Below are 1549 nucleotides of genomic sequence, written 5' to 3'. Positions count from 1 at the left end.
GCCCGGGCCGGGGTCGTCGAGGGCGGCCGGCGCGGGGCGGCAAGGGGTTCGGGGCCGGCGCTCAACGGATGTCCGCAGCCCGATTAGGGCGCGAGGTCACACGAGAGTTCGCTCGGGAAGGCGGCTGCGGCCGTCGGCCAAGATGTGGGCACGAGGCCGCCGCACGCCACCCCCGCAGGCGTCAGCTGGAAGACGAGCGGGGGCCGGGCGTCACTGCACGGCCCTGCTCGGAATCGGGACGTTAGCAACCTGATTCGCGAAACGTCTAGACCAAATAAGGGAGTTGAACAATTGATGACCATCGGGTGAACGTCCGCAGTCCCGTGTGCCGGGGATTCCTTGACGCCTTGAAAGGTCTAGTCCAAACTGCGGGTGGCGCGGATCGGAGCGAGGCGCAGCGTGTGGCCGGCGGACAACCCGCACCGGGCCCCCATGCCGCCGCTCGCGCGCCTCCCACGGCCCGCAATGGTGCGGGACCTCCATCGCACTACCCGAAGAGGATTTCGAGTGCGACCCGCACACCACGTCACGGAGCCCGGATGGTTCGGGCGACGCGCCGACCGCTGGCGCTCCGTCGGCAGGCTCCTGCGCCACACGCACCCCGCGCTGCTGACGGCGACCATCGCCCTGCACATCACCGTCGGACTGCTGCCGGTCGTCTTCATCGCCTGGACGAGCCGGCTCATCTCCCGTGTCCCTGACGCCCTTTCGTCTTCCGGTGGTTCGGGATGGGCGGTGCTGGGACTGGCGCCCCTGCTCGCGGTCTGCGCGTTCGTCGTCCAGCAGCTGCTGGCACCCTTCCAGTCGGCGCTGGGCGAACTGGTCACCCGGCAGGTGGACGGCGCGTGCATCGCCCGCCTCATGCGGTGCGCGCTGACCGGCCTGCCGGTCGCCGAACTGGAGCGACAGGACGTCCTCGACATCCTGTCCGACGCCCGGGGCGGGTTCGAGCGGGTGTCCCCCACACCGGGCGACGCCGCCGCCGGGGCTCTGGCCCTGATCGCCCGCTACGCCCAGCTGACCGGTGCCTCGGTGATGGTCGCGCTGGTACTCGGTCCGGGGCCGGGAGCCCTGGTCGCCGTCACGGCCCTGGTGATCAGGTTCGGGCAGCGCGGCTCACTGGACCGCTTCGGCGCCCTGCGGATCGGGCTCGCGGGGGAGCGGAGGAAGCTCAACTACCTGCGCCGCACCGCCGGCGGGCCGGCACTGGCGAAGGAGGCCCGGATGCTCGGGCTGCTCCCCTGGCTGCGCGAGCGCCACACCGCTCAGGCCCGTGGCTATCTGGACCCCTTGTGGGAAGGACGGCGACGGCTCCTGTTCTGGCCCTTCGTGGGACTCGCGGCCGTCGGCCTGGTGGGCGGCGGCGGCTCGCTGTACGTCCTGGCCCGGGAGGGCGCGAACGGCTCCCTGTCCCTGCTCCAGCTCTCCGTGGCCCTCCAGGCCGTATTGATCCCCATGCGGTTCGGCGTGTACTTCCCGGAGAGCGACGTGCAGACCCGGGATGGACTCGCCGCGTACCACGCGCTGACGCGGCTGGAGTCCATCCCGG

General features: G+C 71.6%; 1 pseudogene. It reads left to right on the top strand.

The features are described from left to right. Positions 1–507: 507 nt before the first annotated feature. Positions 508–1549, top strand: a pseudogene (locus tag JGS39_RS39385) (ABC transporter ATP-binding protein); the annotation flags it as partial.

The organism is Streptomyces poriferorum (assembly GCF_019399235.1).
Lineage (GTDB): Bacteria > Actinomycetota > Actinomycetes > Streptomycetales > Streptomycetaceae > Streptomyces > Streptomyces poriferorum.
Note: the sequence above shows the minus strand (reverse complement) of the source record. Positions and strands in the feature narration are given on the sequence as shown.